The organism is Amycolatopsis sp. QT-25 (assembly GCF_029369745.1).
GTDB lineage: Bacteria > Actinomycetota > Actinomycetes > Mycobacteriales > Pseudonocardiaceae > Amycolatopsis.
Window position 1 is genome coordinate 6,451,396 of the sequence record NZ_CP120210.1, and the last position, 20,825, is coordinate 6,472,220.

The following is a 20,825-nucleotide window of genomic DNA, read 5'->3' on the forward strand; positions in this document are numbered from 1 at the left end:
CCATCCGCTACCCCCCGCTTGCCAAGGCGGTGTGCGGAACGGCGGATCAACGAAGGATGCGGGCCAAGGATGACACTGGTCACCTGGACCGGCACCGGGTGCGGAAACGCACGGTGATCGAACGCCCCCGAGGGTAGACCGCGTCACGGCCCGGTGCAACAACCACCCCCCGCGTGGCGGGGCGGGGCGCCTGCCCGTGACCGAGGCTTTACTGGGCCGCAACCTGGACGCCGCCCGGATCGATCGGCAGCTCGGTGACTTCGAAAGACGTAACGTCGACGCCTGCCGGGAGTATTCCGCCGGTGGTCAGCGCGAGCACGGTCGGACCGGCTCCGGAAATGGCCGCCGCCACCCCTTCGGCCCGCAGCGCGCGCACCAGTTCACTGCTCGCCGGATACGCGGGCGCCCGGTAATGCTGGTGGAGCCGGTCTTCGGTCGCGGAGAGCAACAGGTCGGGGCGCGCGGTGAGCGCGTGGACCGCGAGCGCCGCGCGGCCCGCCGTGAACGCCGCGTCGGCGTGCGGGACCTGCGCGGGAAGCAGTCCGCGCGTCGCTTCGGTCGAGGATCGCAGCGCCGGAACGGCGATCACGGGCCGGATGTCGTGATGCGGCTGAAGCCGTTCGGCGCGGAACCGCTCGCCCTCGTTCCAGGCGACCACGAAGCCACCCAGCAGGCTCGCGGCGGCGTTGTCCGCGTGTCCCTCGAAGCCTGCCGCCAGTTGCAGCGCGTCGTCGTCCAAAGCCTGCCCGGCCAGCGCGTACGCCGCCGCGACGCCGGTCACCACGGCGGACGCGGACGAGCCGAGGCCCCTGGCGTGCGGGATGGCGTTGAAACACCGCAGATGCAGGCCGGGCGGTTCGAGTCCGAGGTGCTCGCAACCACGGCGGAAAGCCCGGACGACCAGGTGCGATTCGTCGGTCGGGACGTCGTCCACGCCGCCCGCGCCGACGTCGGTCACCTCGACCTTGAGTCCCGCGTCGCTGATCTGGAGTTCGACCCGGTCGTACAGCGCGAGCGCCAGCCCGAGGGTGTCGAATCCGGGGCCGAGGTTCGCCGAAGACGCCGGGACCTTGACTTCGATCAACGTCATCGCAGGTCCAGCGCGGCGGCGACGGCGGTCGGGTCGACGGCGAGCGGCTCGACCTCGACGTTGCCCTCCAGCGCCGTGGCCGGATCCTTCAAACCGTGTCCGGTGACGGTGCATACGACGGTCGCCCCCCGCGGCAGGCGTCCGTCCGCGGCCGTGGCGAGGAGGCCCGCGACGCTGGTCGCCGAAGCGGGTTCGACGAACACGCCTTCCTTGCGGGCCAGCAGCCGGTACGCCTCGAGGATCTTCTCGTCGGTGATCGCTTCGAACAGCCCGGTGGAAGCGTTCTTCGCCTTCATCGCGCCGTCCCAGGAGGCGGGGCTGCCGATGCGGATCGCGGTCGCGATGGTGTCCGGGTCGGCCACCGGCTCGCCGTGCACCAGCGGCGCGGCACCGGCGGCCTGGAAGCCGAACATCCGCGGGGTGTTCTTCACCACACCGTCGCCCGCGTACTCGGAATATCCGGCCCAGTACGCGGTGATGTTGCCCGCGTTCCCGACCGGGAGGCAGTGGATGTCCGGCGCCCGGCCGAGCACGTCGCAGATTTCGAACGCGGCCGACTTCTGGCCGGCGATGCGCACCGGGTTGACCGAGTTGACCAAGGTCACCGGATAGTCGATCGCGGTCTTCTGCGCGAGTTCGAGGCAGTCGTCGAAGTTGCCGTCCACCTGCAGGATCCGCGCGCCGTGCAGGACGGCCTGGGCCAGTTTGCCCATCGCGATCTTGCCTTGGGGCACGAGCACGGCGCAGGTGAGCCCGGCGCGGGCCGCGTACGCCGCGGCCGACGCCGAGGTGTTGCCGGTGGAGGCGCAGATGACCGCCTGGAGCCCGCTGGCGAGCGCGTGCGTGATGGCCACGGTCATCCCGCGGTCCTTGAACGACCCGGTCGGGTTCGCGCCTTCGACCTTGAGATACACCTCGCAGCCGGTGAGTCCCGAGAGGTGCGGGGCGGGCAGCAACGGGGTGTTGCCCTCGCCGAGCGTGATCACCTTCGCGCCGGACGGGACCGGGATCCGGTCGGGATAAGCCTGGATGATCCCTGGCCATGGTTGGGGAATCACTGGTGTTCGCCTTCCACACGCATCACACTGACGACCTGGTGCACCACATCGAGCTCGGCAATGTCGTCCACAGTGGACCGCAGTGCCGCGTCCGGCGCCAGGTGGGTGACCACGACCAGGCTGGCCGTGTCGTTCGCGTCGCGCTGCCGCACCGCGGCGATGCTGACACCGTGCCCGGCGAACGCCTGGGCCACCTGGGCGAGGACGCCCGCTCGATCGGCCACGTCGAGACTGACGTGGTACCGCGTCGGCGTCTGGCCCATCGGCCTGACCGGGAGCGCGGCGTGCGCGGATTCGCGCGGGCCACGGCCGCCGACGACCCGGTTTCGAGCCACCGCGACGAGGTCGCCGAGCACGGCACTCGCGGTCGGCGCGCCACCGGCGCCCTGACCGTAGAACATGAGCTCACCGGCGGCGTCGGCCTCGACGTAGACGGCGTTGTACGCGCCGCCCACCCCGGCGAGCTGGTGGTTGCGCGGGATCATCACCGGATGCACACGCGCCGAAACGGAGTCGGTGCCGTCGTCGGCGGTGACGCGCTCGCAGATGGCGAGCAGTTTCACCGTGCGGCCCAGCACGTTCGCCGCGGCGAGGTCCGACGCGGTGACGTCGGCGATGCCCTCACGGTGCACGTCGGACGCCGTCACCCTGGTGTGGAACGCGAGCGAGGCGAGGATGGCGGCCTTGGACGCCGCGTCGTAGCCGTCGACGTCGGCCGTGGGATCCGCCTCGGCGTATCCGAGCCTGCTGGCCTCTTCCAGCGTTTCCGCGTAGCCGGCGCCGGTGGAGTCCATCGCGGACAGGATGTAGTTGGTGGTGCCGTTGACGATGCCCATCACGCGGGTGATGCGGTCACCGGCCAGCGATTCGCGCAGCGGGCGCAGCAACGGGATCGCCCCGGCCACGGCCGCCTCGAAGTACAGGTCCGCGCCTGCCGCGTCGGCGGCCTCGAACAGCTCCGCGGAATGCTCGGCCAGCAGCGCTTTGTTCGCCGTGACGACGGATTTCCCGGCTTTGAGCGCGTCGAGCAGCCACTGCCGCACCGGCTCGATCCCGCCGACCAGCTCGACGACGACGTCGACGTCTTCGGAGGTGACGAGCTTCGTCACGTCTGAGGTCACCAGCTCCGGCGGCAGCTCGGGGTGCTTGTCGGGGCGCCGCACCGCGATCCCGGCCAGCTCCACCCGCGCGCCCGCCCTGGCGGCGAGCTCCTCGGCCTGCTCGGTGAGCAGCCGGACCACCTCGCCGCCGACCGTTCCGCAGCCCAGCAGGGCGACCCTGATCACGCGTCCGTCCACAGTAGACACTTGCTAGACCTCCAGGCGCAGCATGTCGTCCGTCGTCTCCCGCCGCAGCAGCACCCGGGCGCTGCCGTTGCGCACGGCCACCACCGCGGGCCGCGGCTGCCGGTTGTAGCCGCTGGCCATCGAGTAGCAGTACGCCCCGGTGGCCGCCACGGCGAGCAGGTCGCCGGGAGCAAGAGTGTCGGGGAGCCAGCAGTCCCGGACGACGATGTCGCCGGACTCACAGTGTTTTCCCACGACCCGGGACAACGCGGCGGCGGCCTGGCCGTCCCCGTCGTCGTCGGCCGAGCGGGAAACGAGACGGCAGTCGTACACCGCGTCGTAGAGCGCGGTGCGGATGTTGTCGCTCATCCCGCCGTCGACGCTGACGTAACGCCGGGAGGCCTTGTCGCCGAGCGAAACGTCCTTGATGGTGCCGACCTCGTAGAGCGTGATCGTGCCGGGACCGGCGATGGCGCGGCCCGGCTCACCGGCGATCTTCGGCACCGGAAGGCCCGCGTACTCGCATTCCTTGCGGACGATCTCGCGGATCTGCGTGATCATCTGCGCGGGTGGGGGCGGGTTGTCCTTGTCGGTGTAGGCGATACCGAAACCGCCGCCGAGGTCGACGATCTCCAGCTGATCGAGCAGGTCGGTACCGTGCTCCTTGGCGAGTTCGGCCAGCAGGCCGACCACGCGGCGGGCGGCGACCTCGAAGCCGTCGGCGTCGAAGATCTGCGAACCGATGTGGCTGTGCAGGCCGATCAGCTTGAGCGACGGCGCGTTGAGCACGCGGCGCACGGCCTCGGCCGCGTCACCGGAGGCCAGCGAGAAACCGAACTTCTGGTCCTCGTGCGCGGTCGCGATGAACTCGTGGGTGTGCGCCTCGACACCGACGGTGACCCGGATCAGCACGTTCTGCACGACGTCGTGCCGCGCGGCGACATCGGCCAGCCGCGCGATCTCGAAGTAGGAGTCCACCACGACCGTGCCGACGCCGGCTTCGACAGCGGCTTCCAGCTCGGGCAGCGACTTGTTGTTGCCATGGAAGGTGATCCGCTCCGCCGGGAAGTTCGCGCGCCGCGCGACGGCGAGTTCGCCACCACTGCAGACGTCCAGGCTCAGCCCCTGCTCGGCCACCCAGCGGGCGATCTCGATGGAAAGGAACGCCTTGGACGCGTAGTGCACGAGCGCCGGGTCGTCGAACGCCTCGGCGTAGTCGGCGCAGCGGGACTTGAAGTCGGCCTCGTCGACGACGAACAGCGGCGTGCCGTACTGCTCGGCGAGTTCGCGGACGTCGACGCCGGCGATGCGGACGACGCCGTCACCGCCACGGAAAGTGTTGCGGGGCCAGACTTTCGGGTACAGCCTGTCGAGTTCTTCCGGACTCGACGGCGGAAAACCGGAGGCGTCGGCGTGGGGGTGGACGTCGGCGTGGCGGGGACCCGCGGGGTGAGCCATTCTGGGTTACATCCGTTCCGGAGCAGAGACACCGAGCACGTCGAGGCCGTTCGCCAGCACCTGGCGGGCGGCCTGACACAGCGCGAGCCGGGCGAACGTGAGGGGGGTGGCCTCCTCGTCGCCCTGGGGAAGAACCCGGCCCACGGTGTAGAACTTGTGGTACGCGCCGGCGAGTTCTTCGAGGTACCGGGCGACGCGGTGCGGTTCGCGCAGCAGCGCGGCCCGGCGAAGGACGGTCGGGAATTCGCCGATCGTGCGGATCAGCTCGCCCTCGGCGGGCAGCGTGAGGAGGCCGAAGTCGACTTCGCCATCGGTTTTCAGCCCGAGGTCGGAAGCGTTGCGCTGCAACGAGGCCAGCCGCGCGTGGGCGTACTGGACGTAGTAGACCGGGTTGTCGTTGGAGTGCTTGCGCAGCAGGTCGAGGTCGATGTCCAAAGTGGAATCGACGGAGTAGCGGATCAGCTCGTAGCGGGCCGCGTCGACGCCGACGGTGCCGACCAGGTCCTCCATGGTGATCACGGTGCCCGCCCGCTTGCTCATCCGGACCGGTTTGCCCTCGGAGACCAGGTTGACCATCTGGCCGATCAGGACCTCGACCACGGCCGGGTCGTCACCGAAGGCGGCCGCGGCGGCCTTCAGGCGGGCGATGTAGCCGTGGTGGTCCGCGCCGAGCATGTAGATGCAGAGGTCGAAACCGCGTTTGCGCTTGTCCTGGAAGTAGGCGAGGTCACCGGCGATGTAGGCGGGGTTGCCGTCCTTCTTGATGACGACGCGGTCCTTGTCGTCACCGTGCTCCTTGGACTTGAGCCACCAGGCGCCGTCGGAGAAGTACAGGTTCCCGGAGTCCTTCAGCCGCTGGACCGACGAGGCGACGGCGCCGGAGTCGTGCAGCGAGTTCTCGTGGAAGTAGACGTCGAAATCGGTGCCGAAATCGTGCAGGCTCTGCTTGATCTCGGTGAACATCAGCTCGATGCCGACCCGGCGGAAGGTCTCGGCCCGCTCGTCGTCCGGCAGCGAAAGCGCGCTCGGCTCCTGGCGGATGACCTCGGCGGCGATGTCGTTGATGTAGCCGCCCGCGTAGCCGTCCTCGGGAGCGGGCTCGCCCTTGGCGGCGGCGATCAGGGACCGGACGAAGCGGTCGATCTGCGCGCCGTGGTCGTTGAAGTAGTACTCCCTGGTGACCAGGCCGCCCTGCGCGGACAGCACGCGGCCCAGCGCGTCGCCGACCGCGGCCCAGCGCGTGCCGCCGAGGTGGATCGGGCCGGTCGGGTTCGCCGACACGAACTCGAGGTTGATCTTGACGCCCGCCAGCGTTTCGCCGACGCCGTACTTCTCGCCGGCGTCGAGCACCTGCTGGACGATCTGGCCCTGCGCGCCCGCGGCGAGCCGCAGATTGAGGAAGCCGGGCCCGGCGACCTCGGCCGAGTCGATCCCGTCGGTCGCGGCGAGGGCTTCGGCCAGCGCGTCGGCGAAGTCACGGGGCTTCATCCCCGCCTTCTTGGCCACCTGCAGCGCCAGGTTGGTCGCGTAATCGCCGTGCTCGGGGTTGCGGGGACGTTCGATCGTCACCTTCTCCGGCAGCACGGAATCGTCGAGGCCGCGCGCGGTGAGAACCTGCACGGCGGAGTTACGGACCAGGTCGGCGAGAGCTGCGGGAGTCACTCGCGGAATTCTAGGTGTGACCTGGTCCGCGGTTCGCAGCGACCGCCGGAAGGTGTGAGCCAAGCCGGTGATCAAGCGGTGCGTTCACGGTGATCAGACGCGCGGTCTCTACACTGGCCCGCGCAGGGACCACCCCCTTTGGAGAACGCAGGAGCCATGGCTAACGGGACAACCAGAAAAAAGGGCGCGTCGTCGAAGAACGCCATGAAGGCCGCCCGTAGTTCCGTCGTGTCCAAGAAGGGCACGCCCTGGGGCACGATCATCGCCGTCGTCGCGATCGTCGCCCTCGCCGCCTCGGTGGTCACTTATTACATGATCGCCTCGGCTCCGAAACGCGAGCAGAAGACCCGCGAAGAAGCCGCTGCCGCCTTCGCGCCTTCGCAGCAGGACCCGGACCCCTCGAAGCGCATCTCCGGGGTCGTGACCGCCGTTTATCCTGGCCAGGCGCACGTCACGGCCACCGAGCGCGTCGCCTACGACAAGATCCCGCCCTTCGGCGGCCCGCACGACCAGTCCTGGGCCGCGTGCAACGGCGTCGTCTACGAAAAGGCCGTCCGCAACGAGAACATGGTCCACGGTCTCGAGCACGGCGCGGTCTGGATCGCCTACAACCCGGCCCAGATCTCCGGCGACGCGCTGGAGCTGCTGCGGGTCCGCGTCGAAGGCAAGCCGTACACGGTGATGTCGCCGTACCCGAACCTGGACAAGCCGATCTCGCTCCAGTCCTGGGGCCACCAGCTGAAGCTCGACTCCGCCTCCGACGAGCGGATCGACCAGTTCATCGCCGCGCTGCGCACCAACCCGTACGGCGCGTACCCCGAGCGTGACGCCACCTGCGACGCCCAGATCGAGCCGGGCGACTTCGACCCGACCCCGCCGGGGCCGGACGCGAAGCCGATGGACTACAAGGGCACCGCCGGCACGCAGCAGGACCAGCCCGGCGCCGGACAGAGCGGCATGCCGTCCGCGCCCGCCACCCAGCCCTCGGCGCCCGCGAGCAAGTAGTGAGCCAAGTGGACCCCGATCTCCAGTACATCGACGAGCCGGACGACACCTCGAAGTCGACCAAGAGCCGATGGCTGGTGATCGGGGCCGCCCTGGTCGTCATGCTGATCCTCGGCTTCGGCCTCGGTGCCCTGACGACCAGGCTGACCGACTCCGACTCCGACACCGAGCCCGCGACCCCGGCCGCGGGCTCGATCGAGGTCGGCTTCGCGCAGGACATGTCCGTGCACCACCTCCAGGCCGTCACCATGGCGGGCTGGGCGCGGGACCACACGACCGATCCGGCGATCCAGACCCTCGCCTTCGACATCGAGCGCACCCAGACCGGCCAGGTCGGCCGGATGAAGGGCTGGCTAGGCCTGTGGGGGCAACCCGAGCAGGCGACCGGCGCCTACATGACCTGGATGACCGAACCGATGGCGGGCCACGGCGCACACGGTGACGCCGGCATGAAACCGTCGAACGGCGCCCCGATGCCCGGTATGGCGACGACGGCCGAACTGACCAAACTGCGATCGCTGACCGGCAAGGAGATGGACGTCTTCTTCCTCCAGTTGATGCTGCGGCACCACGAGGGCGGGACGGCGATGGCGCAGTACGGCCACGACCACACGACGATCGCGGACGTGAAGTCGCTGACGCGGAGCATGCTGGTTTCGCAGGGTGCCGAGATCACTTTGATGAAGGGGTTGTTGCAGGAGCGCGGGGCGGCTCCGCTTCCTGCTTGATTCGCCGCTTGGGGCTTGTGATGTACATGAAGGCCCCCTTCCTTGCGCCTGGCGCAAGGAAGGGGGCCTTCATGTACTCGGGAAGGTGCGCAGGGGGTCGCTTTAAGCATCGTTCACGCCCGTCGAGGGCCGACGATGGAGGATTCGGGACGTCGAGTGTCCCGAATCCTTCATCGTCGCGAGGCACGCCGGTCCACGTCAGGCGAGCGGGGAAGCTTCGGGACGTCGAGCGTCCTGAAGCTTCCCCGCTCACCTGACGAAAATACCGCAGGCGGCTACCAGGAAAGCTCCCGGCAGCGCTGCGCGCATTGGGGCACTTCTATCTGCAGCGTCGCGTGCTCGATCGAGTAGCGGTCCGCCAGGAGGTTCTGTGCTTCGGTCAGCACCGCGGCCTGCTCGACGGTCGGCGCGATGGTGAGGTGCGCCGAAGCGACCTCCATCCCCGACGTCAGCGTCCAGACGTGCAGGTCGTGGACGTCCTCGACACCCTTCAGCCCGCCGAGTTCGGCCTGGATCCCGGCGACGTCGACCCCCTTCGGCGCGTGCTGGAACAGGATCCGCAGCGCACGCCGGGCGAGGGCGTAGGTGCGGGGCAGGACGAACAGGCCGATCGCGACACCGATGATCGGGTCGGCGTAGCGCCAGCCGGTCAGCAGCGTGATCGCGCCGCTCAGCAGCACCCCGACGGAGCCGATCAGGTCGGCGAGGACTTCGAGGTACGCGCCGCGGACGTTGATGCTCTCCTCCGCGCCTTTGCGCAGGACCAGAAAGGAGACGATGTTCGCGACGAGACCCGCCGCGGCGGCCAGCAGGACGGGCAGGCCGGGTACGACGGGCGGGTCGCTGATGCGGCCGACGGCCTCGATCAGGACGTAGCCCCCGACACCGAACAGCAGGATGGCGTTGCCCAGCGCCGCGAGCACTTCGGCCCGGTAGAACCCGAACGTCCGGGTGAGGGTCGGGCCGCTTCGCCGGGCGAGCAGGATGGCCGCCAGCGCCATGCCGACCCCGAGGACGTCGGTGAACATGTGCGCGGCGTCGGAGATCAGCGCGAGCGAGCCCGTGGCGAACCCGACGATGAACTCCATGACCATGAAGCCGGCGCCGATGACCAGGGCGATCGTCAAGCTCTTGAGGTAGCGGCCTGACGCGCTCGACGGCGAGGCCGTCCCATGCCCGTGCCCGTGACCCATTGCTCCGCCTCTCGTGAAGTCGACAGGCCGAATATATTGTCACATGCGCATATGTGCAATACAGGTGAGCCTAAGTTCACCATGTCTTAAGCGGCACAAGGAAGCCATCCCCCAGGAGGGCCTTCCCGAAACCCGGAACCGACACGCACCGCTACCGAAGTGACCGGAAGAACCTTCGGAGCTGGCCGACGAAGGCCGCGGGCTGTTCGAATGCGGCGAAGTGTCCGCCCTCGGGCAAGACCTCGTACCAGCGAAGATCGGTGTAACGCAGCTCCGCCCAGCACCGGGACGGCCGGATGATCTCCCGCGGGAAGATCGAGATACTCGAAAGAACCTCAACAGCCGAGAGTTCTCGCTCCTTGCTCTCTTAGTAGATCCGCGCCGACGAGGCCGCCGTCCCGGTGAACCAGTAGACGGAGATCGCGTCGAGCAGCTGCCGCCAGGAGAGCGCGGTCTCCGGCGAGCCGTCGTTGTCGGTCCACTCCCGGAACTTTCCCGCGATCCACGCCGCCTGCGCCGCCGGTGAGTCGGTGAGGCCGTAGCCGAGCGTTCGCGGACGTGTGGCCTGCTGCCGCGAATACACGGACCCGGCCACGCGGAACCGGGCGAGATCGCCGATCGCCGCTTTCCCCTCCGCCGTCGGCTCACCCAGCCGGGCTCGTCGTACGGAACTCCCGCCATGCCACGTCGACCGCTCTCCCGACCCGGCCGACGGCAGACGCAACCTGATCAACCTCACCGACCCCGGCACCCGGCGCCTGGACCAGCTGGAAAGCCTGGTCAGCGACACACAGGACACGTTCCTCGCACCACTGGACCCCGCCGAACGGGAGCAGCTGACCGGACTGCTCGCCCGTCTCGTCGAGCACCACAACGGCTAACGACCACCACTCGCGAGAGCCCAGGGATACATGCGCTAAGCTTCCCACGTCGCTCAGGCGGCAACGCCCTCGTAGCTCAGGGGATAGAGCACTGCCCTCCGGAGGCAGGTGTCGCAGGTTCGAATCCTGCCGAGGGCACACTTCAGATCAGCACGAATCGGCCTCTACCGGCGAAACCGCGGTAGGGGCCGATTCGCGTCATTCCCGGCTGACCACGCGGAACCCGGCCATACCCCAGGTGTGCGCGGACAGAGCTTTCCGGCCACCCAGGGTGTCGAGCTCGGCCCTCGTTTGATTCCCCTGATGTTCAGTCGTTGCCCCCTGATCAGGATGATCTTGTCCGGGCCGGCCGGTAATCTCCGGCGGACGAGGCGAACAAGGGGGAAATGCTCGTGTCCAGCCACTTCGAGGCCATCGGGATCGGCGTCACCGACCAGGACGAATTCCGGGAGAGGGTCGTCTCCCTGATCAGTATGGGCGAAGCCCGGCAGATCACCGCGAAGCTCAGCGAGCACGTTTGGACCGATCCCTCGGGCGCCCGGCTGGTCGCGCAGGTCCACCACCGCGGGATCGAGTACCTCCTGCCGTGCCTGGCAGGCACCACGCCCGCGATACCGGTGCGCGACGTTCGCCTTGTCGGCGACGAGACCGTGACGCTCGAACTCCTCGACGGCGTCGATGGGAAGTCGATCTGTCCCGCCGCGGTGGAGCTGGAAGACGCAGCGGTCCTCGCCCACTCCGGCGGGCGGCTCGAGACCGGGTCCCTGGTGCCGGCCGCGTTGGCCGAAGACGTCACCGTGCACGCCGACGCCGAGGCCTACTTCGCGGCGCAGAATGACGACAGGCCGAAATACGCCGCCGACCACTTCATCCCTTCCGGCACCTTCGCGCTCGGAGAACCCTCGTCCGACTGGACGCCTTCCGCTCACGCGCTGTTCGCCGGCGAGGTCCTCGAAGCCGAGACACCCGTGAACACCGTCACCGGTGCGGCGTTCCATCGGATCCGGGTCCGCACCATCGCCGCGATCGAACTCGACGTCGCCATCGCGGCCACCGACCTCGCGGAACCCCCCACACGCGGCAACATCGTGACCGGGACCTTCTTCCTGACCGGCAGGCTGGGACTACAGCCCGCGGAGCCCACGGTGAAACGTCGGCGCTGGTTCCGACGCTAGCCCGCTACCGGGCTCCGGAAATGGTCCGGAGTCCGGTGATCAGGCGGTCGACGTGTTCGGCTGTCGTGCCGATGCCGATGCTCGCGCGGACCGCGGTCGGCGTGGTGGTGCCCGCTTCGTCCAGCAGCCGCCGGGTGAAGGGGTGGGCGCAGAACAGGCCGTCGCGCACGCCGATGCCGAACTCGGCCGCCAGGCGGGTGGACACCGTGCGTGTCTCCACGCCGTCGACGGTGAAGGAGACGATGCCCAGCCTGTCCGGCCAGCCGCCACCGGCCCCCAGTATCCGCACCGCGGGGAGTGCCGTCAGGCCGTCGTGCAACCGCGCCAGGAGAACGTCCTCGTCGGCCCGGATCGTGTCCGGGTCCGCGGCGGCGAGGGCGTCGCACGCGGCGGCGAGGGCCACGGCGCCGATGACGTTCGGGGAGCCAGCCTCGTGGCGCGCGGCGCCGGACGTCCAGCGGACGTCGCCGGGTTCGTCACCGACGTGCGCGGTGGCACCGCCGCCCGAGAGGTACGGCCGCGCGCGGTCGAGCCAGTCGGCGCGGCCAGCGAGTACGCCGGTACCGAAGGGGGCGTAGAGCTTGTGGCCGGAGAAAGCCACGTAGTCGAGGTCGAGCGCGGCGATGTCGACGCGCCGGTGGGGCGCGAGCTGCGCGGCGTCCACCGCGATCCGGGCGCCGAAGCGGTGGGCGGTGGCGGAGAGTTCGGTCAACGGCCAGACCTCACCGGTCACATTGGACGCTCCGGTGACGGCCAGCAGCACCGGCCCCTCGTGCTGCTCGGCGAGCGCGTCCGTAGCGGCGGAAACCGCTTCATCCGGCGACGAAGGTGCCGGGAGCCGGACGACTTCGTCCCAGGCCAAGAGGTTCGCGTGGTGTTCGCCTTCGAAGGTGAGGACGACGGTGCCCGGCGGAACGGCGTGCGCGAGCAGGTTCAGTGCGTCGGTGGTGTTGCGGGTGAACACCAGCTCGTCGTCGGGGCGGCAGCCGAGGAACCTGGTGACGGACTCGCGAGCGGCCTCGTATTTCTCCGTACACAGCCGGGAAAGCGCGCCGGCACCGCGGTGCACGCTCGCGTAGAGCGGGAGCAGGTCCCCCACCACGTCGGCCACTTCGCGCAGGCACGGCGCGCTCGCCGCGTAGTCCAGGTTGGCGTAGGCGATCTTCGTCCCGTCGGCCACTTCCACCTCGACGTCGGAGCCCAGCACGCCCAGCGTGTCCCCACTCATCCCGAAGCTCCTCCACCGGCCGGACCGCCTGTTGCCTCCACATGGTCGCAGCGTTCTCACTGGGCGGACATCTCCTGCGCTGCCGGGATCAGGAAAAGGTCCACGGCGAAGTGGCGATCGCGCAACCGTTCCGTTCGAACCGGCCGGGACGACGTGCCACGAGCGTGCCGAGATCACGCCGGACGGGCACCGCGATCGGGCCCAGTCTCCGTTCCCATTCCGCCACCGGCCGCTTGCCCAGCGCCTTGGTGATCGCGTCCGGCAATTCCTCCCTCAGCGGCGAGGAAATGTCCAGGAGCGAACACAGCGTCTCGACCTCTTCGGTCACGATCGCGAGCAGCCCGTCGGCCGCGGGGAAGACACCGTCGACGGCGGCGGACGACGGCGCGTGCAGCAGTGCGTCGGCCGCGGCCAGCAGCGACGTGGTGACCGCGCCACCGCGGCCGGTACGCTGACGCGCCACCAGCGCGGCCAGGATCCCTTCCGCCGAAACGAATCCGCCCGCGACGTCCACCATGATCATCAACGTCGGCCGCGCGGGGGCCCCGGCGGGAGCCAGTGCGTCGGCCACCCCGGAATAGGCCTGGACCATGTAGTCCGTACCGGCGGGCGGGTTCTTCCCCAGCGCGTCGCCCCAGCCGCACGCCGCCGCGTAGACCAGCCCGGGATTCACCGCGTGCAGGGTGGCCGCGTCCAGGCCGAGCTCGGCGTCCTTACCGGGCGCCCAGTTGTGCAGGAAGACGTCGGCGTCGCGGATCAGCTCCAGGACTTCCGCACGGCCCCCCGCCTGCTTGAAGTCGATCTCGGCGACCCGCTTGCCGTCGTTGAGCACGCGGAATTTCGCCGAGCAGTCACCCGCCATCGGCGGCATGCCCCGCAGCGGGTCGCCACCCGATGGTTCGATCCGGGTGACGGTCGCGCCGAGCAACGACAGCAGCCTGGTCGCCAGCGGACCCTGCACCCGCCGCGTCGACTCGACGACGTGGATCCCCGCGAGCGGCAGACCGGCGGTGGCGCCGGCTCCGGGCGGCGCCGCCCGTCCGGCACGGAAGGTCCACGGCGGCAAGCCCACGTCGGGGTCGGCGCTCCGGTCGGCCACCGTCCGCACCGGGCAGATGTGCATCCCGGTCGACGCGGCGATCGAGCGGATCTCCGCGAACGGGGCGGCCTCGGCCGCCTCGTGCAGCTCGCGCGGGAGCGACACCGACGCACGTTCGTAGCGGAGGAGGAACGGCCGCCAACCCTGGCCGATCGCGCGCCCCGGCGTTCCCAGCGAGTCCCAGAACCCTTGCCAGGCCTCACCGCTGAAGGCTTCGACCTCGAACGCGACCCCGTCGGCGGAGACGAACGGCGGCCGCGCCACCGACGGGTTCTGCTCCGGCCCCTCGGGATCTTCGTCCGCGGTGGCCGCCGCGATGTACTGCCCGACCGCGAGCAAGGCGACGTCGTCCGCGCCCAGCTCGACCCGGGACACGGGATTTCCGCGCAACTGGGCCAAGGTCGTGGCCAGCAGACCTTGCACGGCGGCTATTCCCGTGAGTGTCGAAACGTAGTCGACGCCCAGCGGACGCGGCTGCGCCTCGGACCGGCCGTGCAGTGCCATGATCCCGCAGTCGGCCTGCACGAGGTTCTCCGGGAACGGCCCGCGTAAACCTGCCTCGACGACCACACCCGGCCCGCTCAGGCCGAAGGCCCCAGGCCGCGCGGCATCGACTTCGGCCGCCAGCATCCGCAGCCGATCGAGCGCGGTCTCGACGGCCGGGCCGGATTCACCACACTGGACGTGGAAACCTTTCAAGGGGGCGGAAAAGGACACGACGAACCTCCGGGAAGCGGATGCGGGAACGGCCTGGCGTCCGCTGTGGCGGACACCAGGCCGGAGGGGTCCGATGGCGAAGGACTACACCGGAACCGATTCCCCACGCGGACGTGGCACCGCGGCGGCCTTGCGGGCGGCCCGCCGCTTGATGACCCGCTCGCCCCAGTTCATCAGGGGGCGTTCCAGCAGGTAGTACGAGATCGTCGACAGGATGATGGTGCCGACCAGGGTGACCAGTTGCAGTTCCCAGAACCCGGTGCCGGCGCGGATCAACATCAACGGCATCGGTTCCCCGTTGAAATAGGCGTTCGGCTTCTGCAGATAGAAATGCATCACCGCGAACTGCCACAGGTAGACGCCGTAGGAGATCTTGCCGACGAACAGGATCACCCGGTTGGTGAACACCGCGCGGATGAGGCGCGACTCGGGACCGGGCGCGACCATCGAAAGCAACAGGGTCGCCGAGAGAATGGCCAGCAGGCCGTAGAAGATCCCGAGCGCGGTGAGGCTGTAGTAGTCGTCCATGCCGATCTCACTGCCGGGGCGGGCGCAGTTGATGAGCAGGCAGGTCAGCGCGATGCCCAGGAACAAGACGCGGTGGCGGCCGGCGAAAGCGAGCAGCTTGGGCGTGTCCCGAGGCGACGCCTTCTGCAACTCCAGCCAGATCGCGATGACCATGCCGATCGCGACCTCCGGCATCAGGCCCATCGGGTACCAGAACAGCGCACGGGTGCCGAGGCCGTTCATCTGCGAGTACAGCAGCCAGGCGATACCGGCCGCGAACAGGAGCGGTACCGGGAGCATCATCCGGTACGCCCGCGCCCGCGCGGTCTTGCCGCGGGAGGCGAACTTGAAGGTGGCCCAGGCCAGCAGCGGCAGCAGGAGGTAGAACTGCGCCATGTCCGGCACGGTCCACGTGATCTCCATGCCGTTGCTCCAGCCGTCCCAGTCGTAGATGTGCAGCAGCAGCATCGGACGGAGGACGTCCCACAGGTTCTCGACCTGCTGGAGGTTCAGGGCGACCAGCACCACGAGGTACATCGCGTAGTAGGCGGGGAGCAGGCGCAGCACCCGCCGGATCACCGTGCCTTCGCGTTTGCGCGGGGTGCCGTTGATGATCGACTTCGCGAATCCCTGGTAGACGAACATGCCCGTGAGCACGAAGAAGACGCCGGCGAAGATCTGCAACCCACCGGTGAAGAAACCACCGACCGCACTGGTCGAAGCGATCGTGCCGCCGAGTTCCTTGGTGCCGAGCACTCCCGCGATCATCGCGACGTGGGTGAAGAGCAGGGCCAGCGCGCAGACCCCGCGCAAGCCGTCGACGGCGAGATAGCGTTGCTTGGCTGGCTTTTCCGCGGCTGCGGGCGGCCCGCCAGTCCGCGTTGCGGTAACGCTCATTTGTGCGTCCTTTCTCCCAAAAGCAGAGGGGGCGAACCGCGCTCGAGCATTTCCACGTCACGCGGCGGAACCCAGACCGGTAACCGGCTGCCTCGCAAGCTTCGCACCGCCGCACGAGCTACGTCTTATCCCATTCTGCGAGCATTTTCGCCGAATAGGCCGTGCTTCAGTGGGCGTAAGTCCGTGAAGGCCTCCTTGAGGACTCTGGGTCCCTCAAGGAGGCCTTCACGGACTGGACGAGGCTCAGGCGGCTTCTTCTTCGAGGCGTCGCGCGATGTCCGCGCGCAGGACCTTCTTGTCGATCTTCCCGATCGGCGTGCGCGGCATCGCGTCGACGACGACCAGTCGCTCCGGCAGTTTGAACCGGGCGACCCCCGCCGTCTCCATGACGTCGATGACGTCCTGCAGCGCGACGGAATTGCCGGGCGTCGGCACGACGTAGAGGCAGCCACGCTCCCCCAGCACCGGATCCGGCATCGCGACCGAGGCCGCCATCTCCACCGCGTCGAGCTGGTAGGCGAAGGACTCGACCTCCTCGGCCGCGATCTTCTCGCCACCTCGGTTGATCACGTCCTTGGTGCGTCCCTCGACGACGACGTAGCCGTCCGGGCGCAGCCGCACGACGTCGCCCGTGCGGTACCAGCCGTCCGGGGTGAAGGCGCGCTCGTTGTGCTCGGGCGCGCGGTAGTAGCCGCGGATCGTGTACGGACCGCGGGTGATCAGCTCGCCCTGCTCGTCCGGCGGGACCGGGTTCCCGTCGGGGTCGACGACGCGCAGTTCGTCGGCCGGGTTGATCGGTCGGCCCTGGGTGTCGCAGGTGATGTCGAACGGGTCGTCCAGCCGGGTGAGGTTGGTCAGCCCTTCCGCCATCCCGTAACCCTGCTGCAACGTGCAGCCGAAGACCGAGCCGATCTGCCGGACCAGCTGGTCCTGCAGCCGTGCGGCGCCGAGCGTCAGCACCTGGAACGAGGACAGGTCGTGGTGCTGGTCGGCTTCGCGGTATTCGAGCCAGCGCACCACGATCGCCGGCACCACCGACGTCACCGTGGCCCGTTCGGCTTCGATCGCGCCGAGCGAGTCACGCGGGGACGGCGACGGCGAGACGACCACGCGGCCGCCTGCCCACAGCACGCCGAGAATCGCGCTCAGCGGGTAGTTGTGCCCGAACGGCAGCACCGCGAGATACACCGAAGACGCGTCGAAACCGAAGGCGTCGGCGGATCCGTCGACATAGCAGGCGTAGTCGTCGTGGGTACGCGCGATGAGCTTCGGCAGGCCCGTGGTGCCACCGGAAAGGATCAGCAGCGCGACCGAGCGCGGGTCGGGGGTCAGCGCGTCCAGCTCGGCGCGCGCCGCCGCCGCATCCGTGGCGGGCGCGCACAGGGCGCGCAGGTCGACGTGGCCGTCGCGGACGTCACCGGCGACGATGACGTGCTCGATCGTCTCGGCCCCGGCGGCGATGCCGGCCGCCAGTTCCTGGTGGTCGAAGTCCTTCACGCGATCCGGCACGGCGATCGCCCGCGCCTCGGACAGTTCGGCCAGATAGGACAGTTCGTGCCTGCGGTGCTGGATCAGCGCCATCACCGGGATCACCCCGAGCCGGAAGCACGCCAGCGTCAGCACGACGAACTCCCAGCCGTTGGGCAGCTGGACCAGGAGCCGGTCGTCGGGCCGGAGCCCCAGCGCGCGCAGCCGCTGCGCGGCACCGTCCACCCGCGACAGCAATTCGGCGTAGGTCAACCGGAAGTCGCCGTCGGTCAGCGCTTCGACGTCCGGAGTCACGTCGGCCGCGGTCACGAAGCGCGAAGCGAGCGCCTGGCCCTTCCAATGGCCTTCGGCGACGTAGCGCTCGACGAGGTCGGCGGGCCACGGGACCGTTCCCGCACGGCTCGGCTGGACAGGTTTCGAGGGCACGACGGCCTCCCTTTCTCGTGGAATCATCCGAAGCGCGCGGGCATGGTCTTGGCGCCGTTGACGAAGTTCGATTCGAGCCGGGTCACCGGACCGGTCAGGCGCAGGCGGGGCAAATGCGGCAGCAGTGCGGTCAGCAGCGTCGACATCTCCAGCCGGGCAAGATGCGCGCCGAGGCAGAAATGCGGGCCGATGCCGAAGGACAGGTGGGGATTGGGATCGCGGCCCAGGTCCAGCCGGTCCGGGTCGGTGAACACGGCCGGGTCGCGGTTGGCCGAGGTGTAGTAGACGACGACCTTGTCGCCCTCGGCGATGGGCTGCCCGGCGATCTCCGTGTCCCGGACGGCGGTGCGGCGGAACTGCATGATCGGCGTGACCCAGCGGATCAGCTCGTCGACCGCGGTGGCCACCGGCACCTCACCGGACACCAGTCTGTCCCGTTCCGCCGGGTGGTTCACCAAGGCCTCCAGCGAACCGGAGATCAGGTGACGGGTGGTTTCGTTGCCCGCCACCACCAGCAGCAACCAGAAGCTGCAGAACTCGCGGTCGCTCAGGCGTTTTCCGTCGACCTCGGCGTTGACCAGCCGGCTGATCAGGTCGTCGGCCGGGGTCTCGCGCCGGGACATGCCGAGCTTCATCGCGTAGGCGAACGCTTCGGCGAAGGTCCGGCGGTACGCCTCGACGTCGCCGCCGCCGAACTCCGGGTCGTCGAAGCCGACCAGCGCGTTGCTCCAGCGGTAGAGCAGGTGCCGGTCTTCCGGTGGGAACCCGAGCAGATCGCACAGGACCAGCAGGGGCAGCTCGGCGGCGAAGTCGGCGACGGCGTCGAACTCGGCGCCGCCGGTGACCTTCTCCACCAGCCGCCGCGCGTGCCCGGCGATGCCGTCGCTCAGCCCGCGGACCGATTTGGGGGTGAACACGGTCGCGACCAGGCGGCGGATCCGGACGTGTTCCGGGCCGTCCATGCTGACCAGCAGTTGCCGGGTCTGCTTGAGGTCACCCGGCGTGCGCGGGTCGGGCAGGAAGGCGCCCTTGGCCGCGGACGAGAACTCCTCGGGCCGCCGTGACACCGAGTAGACGTCGTCGTAACGCGTCACCGCCCAGTAACCGGACCCGCGCTGGGTGGTGCTGCCGACGCTGGAATGCCGCGTCAGCAACGGTTCCGGGGTCCAGGCCACCGGTTCGGTCTCACGACGGCGAGCGAACTCCACGTGCGGCACGCCCTTGGCGAACGTCGCCGGATGCGCGATGTCGGGCCGCTCGATGCCGATCGCGGCGAAGCTCTTGCGCAGCACGTCCTTGCGGAGTTTGCCGGTCGCTTCCCGGGGCAGCCGTTCGATGACGTGGTACGTCCTCGGGGTCTTGAAGCCCGCCAGGGACCCACGGCAGAACGGGTCCAGCAGGGCGAACAGATCGGCGGGGGCGGCAGGAGCGTCGGCGGTGACCTCGACGACGGCGGCCACTCGTTCTCCGAACTCGTCGTCGGGGACCCCGATGACGGCGACGTCCCGGACCACCGGATGGTTGAGCAGCACGGCCTCGATCTCGGCCGGGTAGACGTTGACCCCGCCGGAGACGATCATGTCCTGCGCGCGGCCGGTGAGATAGAGGAAGCCGTCCTCGTCGAGATGACCGACGTCGCCGAAGGTGAAGGTGCCCGGTTCCAGATGCGCGGACCGCGTCTTCTCCGGGGCGTTGTGATACGAGAAGCTCCGACCTTTGCCGCGGCGGACGAACACCTGCCCGGAAGCACCGGGAGGTTGCGGGGTGCCGTCCTCGCCCAGGATCACGATTTCGTTCGGGGGAATGGCCTTGCCGACACTGCCGGGGTGCGCGAGCCAGTCACGCGAGCCGGTGATCGTGACCGCGCCGCCCTCGGTGGCGCCGTAGTACTCCGTCAGCACGGGGCCCCACCAGTCGATCATCCGGCGTTTGACCTCCGGCGGGCATGGTCCGCCACCGTGCCATACGCGGCCGAGGCTCGTCCCCGAGAACCGCGCGCGGACCTCCGGCGGCAGCCGCAGCAGGCGGATGAACTGGGTGGGCACCAGATGCGCGGCGGTGATCCGTTCGCGGTCGATGGTGTCCAATGTGGACTCGGGGTCGAACGACCGGCGGAGCACCAGCGTCGAGCCGAGCAACAGGCCGAGCAGGGAGAAGAACAGCTGGGACGAGTGATACCAGGGACCGTCGAGCAGGCACCGCTCACGTGACGGGACGTCCAGGACGACGTGCGCGTACCGGGTCAGTTTCGCCACCCGGGAGAACGGCGCGCCGACGACGAAAAGCCCGTTCACCACGCCTTTGGGCGCGCCCGTGGTGCCCGAGGTGTACAACATCGTGGCGCCGCAGGTCTGTCTCTCGGGTTCGGCCGGGGACATCCGCGCCAGCAACGGTTCCGCCGCTTCGAAGCCGGCCTCGTCCGCGGAGCCGGTGACGATCAGCGTCGTGCATTCCCCGGTGGACCGCGCCACCGCGCGGCCCGCCGTCTCGGCGTACGAGGGCTCGGCGACCAGCGCCTTGCTCCCGGAATCCGAGACGATGTAAGCGATCTCGGGATCGGTGAGATGCCAGTTGACCGGTACCACGGTGATCCCGGAGTGCAGGCACGCCAAGAGGACCTCGAAGGTCTCGCGGCGGTTTCCGAGGACACAGGCCAGCCGGTCGCCCTCGCCGAGCCCGCGGTCACGCAGCAGGGCGATCCAGCGGTTCACCCGCTCCCCCAGCAGCCGCCACCCGACCGCGCCCGCCTCGTCGACGATCGCGCTCCCGGCCCCGTCCTCGGCGATGTAGTCGTTCAGTAGCGTCGGCATGACCTTCCCCTCAATCTCCTTCGGTGAACCCGCGACCGCGATCGACGTCGGCAGGGCGCTGCCTGGTCGTTCCACGTCACGACGGCGGATCAGGCGCCCTGCCACCGCGATAGCGGG

The 20,825-nt window shown here is 69.3% G+C and carries 15 protein-coding genes, 1 tRNA gene and 1 pseudogene; 5 read left to right on the top strand and 12 right to left on the bottom strand.

The genetic code is table 11. The annotated features are described in order from the left end of the window. Positions 1-208 precede the first annotated feature (208 nt). Genes thrB through argS form a run of 5 tightly spaced genes read right to left on the bottom strand, consistent with a single transcriptional unit; the run spans position 209 to position 6,554 of the window. Positions 209-1,090, bottom strand: a complete 882-nt coding sequence (gene thrB / locus P3102_RS30085; protein WP_276363719.1) for a homoserine kinase — start codon at positions 1,088-1,090, stop codon at positions 209-211. Further along, positions 1,087-2,148, bottom strand: coding sequence for a threonine synthase (gene thrC / locus P3102_RS30090; protein WP_276363721.1), 1,062 nt, complete (start codon positions 2,146-2,148; stop codon positions 1,087-1,089). Before thrC ends, thrB begins: the two co-directional genes overlap by 4 nt. Then, a complete protein-coding gene (locus P3102_RS30095; protein ID WP_276363722.1) occupies positions 2,145-3,455 on the bottom strand; it encodes a homoserine dehydrogenase in 1,311 nt (436 codons plus the stop codon). The genes thrC and P3102_RS30095 overlap by 4 nt, the downstream gene beginning before the upstream one ends. 3 nt (positions 3,456-3,458) lie before the next feature. Beyond that, positions 3,459-4,892, bottom strand: a complete 1,434-nt coding sequence (gene lysA, locus P3102_RS30100; RefSeq protein ID WP_276363724.1) for a diaminopimelate decarboxylase — start codon at positions 4,890-4,892, stop codon at positions 3,459-3,461. A 6-nt stretch (positions 4,893-4,898) separates the two neighbouring features. Next, positions 4,899-6,554: an arginine--tRNA ligase gene (argS, locus tag P3102_RS30105; RefSeq protein WP_276363725.1), complete on the bottom strand. Its 1,656-nt coding sequence runs from the start codon at positions 6,552-6,554 to the stop codon at positions 4,899-4,901. A gap of 204 nt (positions 6,555-6,758) precedes the next feature. On the opposite strand from argS, the gene P3102_RS30110 reads away from it, so the two are divergent. Further along, positions 6,759-7,559, top strand: coding sequence for a DUF3105 domain-containing protein (locus tag P3102_RS30110; RefSeq protein ID WP_276371417.1), 801 nt, complete (start codon positions 6,759-6,761; stop codon positions 7,557-7,559). A gap of 8 nt (positions 7,560-7,567) precedes the next feature. Next, positions 7,568-8,287 (top strand): DUF305 domain-containing protein, encoded by a 720-nt coding sequence (locus P3102_RS30115; RefSeq protein ID WP_276363727.1) that lies wholly within the window; start codon positions 7,568-7,570, stop codon positions 8,285-8,287. Positions 8,288-8,562: 275 nt separating this feature from the next. Here P3102_RS30115 and P3102_RS30120 read toward each other — a convergent pair whose 3' ends face one another. Together P3102_RS30120 and P3102_RS30125 are read right to left on the bottom strand one after the other, a co-directional pair. Further along, complete coding sequence (locus tag P3102_RS30120; protein WP_276363729.1) at positions 8,563-9,480, bottom strand: cation diffusion facilitator family transporter; 918 nt, start codon at positions 9,478-9,480, stop codon at positions 8,563-8,565. A gap of 151 nt (positions 9,481-9,631) precedes the next feature. Next, positions 9,632-10,060 (bottom strand): annotated as a pseudogene (locus tag P3102_RS30125) (epoxide hydrolase); the annotation flags it as partial. Between P3102_RS30125 and P3102_RS30130 the strand changes: the two are divergent. From P3102_RS30130 to P3102_RS30140, 3 genes are all read left to right on the top strand, one after another. Next, positions 10,041-10,361, top strand: a complete 321-nt coding sequence (locus tag P3102_RS30130; RefSeq protein WP_276363730.1) for a MarR family winged helix-turn-helix transcriptional regulator — start codon at positions 10,041-10,043, stop codon at positions 10,359-10,361. The pseudogene P3102_RS30125 and the gene P3102_RS30130 overlap by 20 nt on opposite strands. 65 nt (positions 10,362-10,426) lie before the next feature. Beyond that, positions 10,427-10,499, top strand: a tRNA-Arg gene (locus P3102_RS30135). 248 nt (positions 10,500-10,747) lie between these two features. Further along, positions 10,748-11,536: a hypothetical protein gene (locus P3102_RS30140; protein ID WP_276363732.1), complete on the top strand. Its 789-nt coding sequence runs from the start codon at positions 10,748-10,750 to the stop codon at positions 11,534-11,536. 4 nt (positions 11,537-11,540) lie between these two features. On the opposite strand, the gene P3102_RS30145 is transcribed toward P3102_RS30140, so the two are convergent. From P3102_RS30145 to P3102_RS30165, 5 genes are all read right to left on the bottom strand, one after another. Beyond that, positions 11,541-12,764 carry an aminotransferase class V-fold PLP-dependent enzyme gene (locus P3102_RS30145; RefSeq protein WP_276363733.1) on the bottom strand — a complete coding sequence of 408 codons (1,224 nt, stop codon included), beginning with the start codon at positions 12,762-12,764 and terminating at the stop codon, positions 11,541-11,543. 88 nt (positions 12,765-12,852) lie between these two features. Next, positions 12,853-14,580: a CoA transferase gene (locus P3102_RS30150; RefSeq protein WP_276363735.1), complete on the bottom strand. Its 1,728-nt coding sequence runs from the start codon at positions 14,578-14,580 to the stop codon at positions 12,853-12,855. Positions 14,581-14,664: 84 nt separating this feature from the next. Continuing rightward, positions 14,665-15,984, bottom strand: a complete 1,320-nt coding sequence (locus P3102_RS30155) for an acyltransferase (RefSeq protein WP_276363736.1) — start codon at positions 15,982-15,984, stop codon at positions 14,665-14,667. Between the two features lie 243 nt (positions 15,985-16,227). Then, on the bottom strand, positions 16,228-17,898 hold the full coding sequence (locus P3102_RS30160; RefSeq protein ID WP_276363738.1) for an AMP-binding protein: 1,671 nt from the start codon (positions 17,896-17,898) through the stop codon (positions 16,228-16,230). Positions 17,899-17,921: 23 nt separating this feature from the next. Further along, positions 17,922-20,708, bottom strand: a complete 2,787-nt coding sequence (locus tag P3102_RS30165; protein WP_276363739.1) for a cytochrome P450 — start codon at positions 20,706-20,708, stop codon at positions 17,922-17,924. Positions 20,709-20,825: the final 117 nt, after the last annotated feature.

What these genes read in the sequence shown, in the direction of transcription:
- P3102_RS30155 (WP_276363736.1), bottom strand. Translation starts at nt 15,984, where the DNA reads ATGAGCGTTACCGCAACGCGGACTGGCGGGCCGCCCGCAGCCGCGGAA.
- P3102_RS30120 (WP_276363729.1), bottom strand. Translation starts at nt 9,480, where the DNA reads ATGGGTCACGGGCACGGGCATGGGACGGCCTCGCCGTCGAGCGCGTCA.
- P3102_RS30110 (WP_276371417.1), top strand. Translation starts at nt 6,759, where the DNA reads ATGAAGGCCGCCCGTAGTTCCGTCGTGTCCAAGAAGGGCACGCCCTGG.
- P3102_RS30165 (WP_276363739.1), bottom strand. Translation starts at nt 20,708, where the DNA reads ATGCCGACGCTACTGAACGACTACATCGCCGAGGACGGGGCCGGGAGC.
- P3102_RS30140 (WP_276363732.1), top strand. Translation starts at nt 10,748, where the DNA reads ATGCTCGTGTCCAGCCACTTCGAGGCCATCGGGATCGGCGTCACCGAC.
- lysA (WP_276363724.1), bottom strand. Translation starts at nt 4,892, where the DNA reads ATGGCTCACCCCGCGGGTCCCCGCCACGCCGACGTCCACCCCCACGCC.
- thrB (WP_276363719.1), bottom strand. Translation starts at nt 1,090, where the DNA reads ATGACGTTGATCGAAGTCAAGGTCCCGGCGTCTTCGGCGAACCTCGGC.
- P3102_RS30145 (WP_276363733.1), bottom strand. Translation starts at nt 12,764, where the DNA reads ATGAGTGGGGACACGCTGGGCGTGCTGGGCTCCGACGTCGAGGTGGAA.